The 2,663-nt window shown below is 62.9% G+C and carries 3 protein-coding genes; all 3 read left to right on the top strand.

Translation table 11 applies throughout. The features are described 5' to 3' along the window. Positions 1-633: 633 nt before the first annotated feature. The 3 genes from ACTIAO_RS17625 (at position 634) to ACTIAO_RS17615 (ending at position 2,379) form a co-directional block, all read left to right on the top strand. Positions 634-948 carry a hypothetical protein gene (locus ACTIAO_RS17625; protein ID WP_441850502.1) on the top strand — a complete coding sequence of 105 codons (315 nt, stop codon included), beginning with the start codon at positions 634-636 and terminating at the stop codon, positions 946-948. A 9-nt stretch (positions 949-957) separates the two neighbouring features. Further along, positions 958-1,212 (top strand): hypothetical protein, encoded by a 255-nt coding sequence (locus ACTIAO_RS17620; RefSeq protein WP_441850504.1) that lies wholly within the window; start codon positions 958-960, stop codon positions 1,210-1,212. A gap of 525 nt (positions 1,213-1,737) precedes the next feature. Further along, positions 1,738-2,379 (top strand): HNH endonuclease, encoded by a 642-nt coding sequence (locus tag ACTIAO_RS17615; RefSeq protein WP_441850506.1) that lies wholly within the window; start codon positions 1,738-1,740, stop codon positions 2,377-2,379. Positions 2,380-2,663: the final 284 nt, after the last annotated feature.

The raw sequence follows: 2,663 nt of genomic DNA, 5'->3' as shown, positions 1-2,663 counted from the left end.
CAGCTACGTCATCGGCAAGGCCGTGGCCACCGAAGACGACGACTGGGACTTCTGAATATCCCCGGTCGGACACAGTTTCCAAGTGGATGAATGTTGGCAAGGCTCCTGCGCACACGCTCCCGAACTGGGGGCAGCGCCGGGGCCTTGCCCACGTTTTGCCCACACTCGCCTCGACTAGGAAAGGAGGTGCATCGTGGCCAGCAAAGGACACGCGCGTAGCGCGATCACTGGGCGCTTCGTGAAGAAGTCGACGGCCGCCCGCAACCCGCGGACGACCGTCGTGCACAAGCCCAAGAAGAAGTAGCTAGATGAAACTTCAACGGGCGCGGGGTCGAGCTGGTACCTCGACCTCGCGCCCACCTTACCGACGACGGGCTGAACGATCGAGGCGGGCGTGTCGTTGCTGTCGCAGTATCCTCGTCGCATGGACGGCCCCGATGCCGCAGAGCCTCGCCTCGTCTGGTCGGAAGTGGTGGACATGATGTCGATCAGCCCGGTATCCACACCGTCGACGAGCTGATCACCGCGCTCGAGCGATACCGGGACGACCCACCGAACCCGGATCCGCCACGGCGCGGGCTGCGCGGGCACTGACTCGGGAAGCATTCGAACATTCGTTCTATACTCGCGTGCATGGGATCGAACCGCCGCTACCCTTCCCTGGGCGAGGACAGGCGCGAGGAGCGCGAGCTACGCGACGCCACCGCCAAGGGACCACTGCAGTCACTCACGCCCGAGCAACTGGCCTTGACGCGGTTGCCGATCACGGTCGCTCCACCGCGTACCCCCATCACCGGCACGGCTTGGCTGCGGTTCGGTGACACCGATGTGCAAGCCACCGTTCGCATCGACCGGTGGACCGAACGCGCCGTCGGCGTAGAACTCGAGCTCAACGGGAAACAACTGCGCTGCTGGGTCTGGCGGGGAGCTGTCACGTTCAATGGCTAGCCTGTGCTCGTGCCCTACATTGCGATGATCCGCCCGACCGAGACCGTCGACATCGAGACCCCGGAAGCGGACAGCCTCGACGAGATGCACGCCGGCCTGCGAGCGCAGATTCCCGAAGGGTTCGAGCTCGCCGACATCCGCCCATCCCAGCACAAGGGCACCGCGCGGCGAACGGGGTTCCGTGAGATCACGATCGAGAGCCGCGACGATCTCGAGTCGAGCATCCCGGACGGGTGGCAGGCAATCAGCATTCGCAGCGTTTGAGCGCGACGTAGCCTGGCGCACGATACCGCTTCACCTCCACGATTCACCCTCGAGGATTGGCGTTGTGCGCCAGGACTGCCGCTAACTGAGTGCTAGTGCACCACTATTTGCGCGGGCCGTACTGGATCGCCAAAACGATCGCCAGTACGAGCACGAGCGAGAACCCAAGGTCCACGTCGCACCTTCCTGTTTCGAAAGCTTGCGCCTGAGGGTGACTTCGGGGTACTCTTAACGTGTTCAAACATATCGAGTCTCCATTTCATGAGTCGCGAGCAGCTAAAGGGCAATCGACATAAAGAGTGCCCTTTACTCATCTTACCAGATGCCCAAAATCGGCCTCGCGGGCCATTTCGGAGCGCTGAATGACAAGAGCTCCCCCGCCCGGGATCCGAAGATCACGGAGCGAGGGCGTAGCCGTGCGTCCGGGGCGCGTTCCTAAGGGTCGGCGTGCTCGCGCATGCGCTACGGTCGCCCCGGTCCAGATCCGGCTCACCCGTCTGCAGGCCCCGCTGATAGTGTTTCTTCATGGCGTTACTGAAGCACGTGCTCGAGGCGCACGTTGTCGAGCTCTCCGACAGCGAATACGCACAAGCCAACCATGGTGAGGACACCCACTCAGCGTCGTCGCTGAGCGCGTTCACACACCGCATCGCTCGCTTCTCTAAGAAACCAGGCGGTTTCCTAGACCGCCCGACCCCTGACACGGCGCGAGTAACGTCAGGCGTTCACTATGCGCTTCGCTCAGCCGACGTCGCCAAGTCCGCCGAGATCCCTGTCATGGTGTTCTCTGTGTTCGGCAGGGAGCAGTACTACTGGCTCTATGCTGGCCGCTTCTACACAACGACCGATCGCGATCTCACGCCGGAAGATGTCCGTGCCCTTGCAAACGAGATGGCCAATCGTCGACGGCTTGCGCTCGAGAAGGCCCATGCTCTACAGGCGATGACAGATCAGCTCGACCGCCCCACCAAACGTACGAAGATCCCGCAGGACGTGAAGGTCGCGGTCTGGCAACGCGACGGCGGAGCATGCGTCGAATGCGGCAGCCGGGAGAACCTCGAGTTCGACCACATCATCCCGTTCTCGATGGGCGGGTCAAACACCGCCAGGAACCTGCAGCTCCTATGCGAGCCGTGCAATCGCCGAAAGGGCGCCACGCTCGGCTGACTCGCGCCCCGCGCGCTATTGCTCCGCACACGACGAAAGTGCCCCTCCTGCTCGAGAGCAGGAGGAACGCTAGCGCCGATCTCGCCGGGACTAGCGGCTTCTAACGGCTAGGAATCTAGCTGCCTGCCGTGCTCCGCGATTATCTCTGAGCTCGAGCGCGTCTTCTTCTTTCTGTCCTGGTCCGCGTCACCCTCGTCGATGATTCTGGCAAGCCCAGCAAGCAGAGCGGTGGGGCGTGAGGAACGAACTGGTGACAGGTGTGGTTTAGGCCGCGAGGGTGAGCG

This window comes from Microbacterium sp., assembly GCF_052099035.1.
GTDB lineage: Bacteria > Actinomycetota > Actinomycetes > Actinomycetales > Microbacteriaceae > Microbacterium.
The sequence above is the reverse complement of the archived record's forward strand: the minus strand, read 5'-3'. Positions and strand labels throughout refer to the sequence as shown.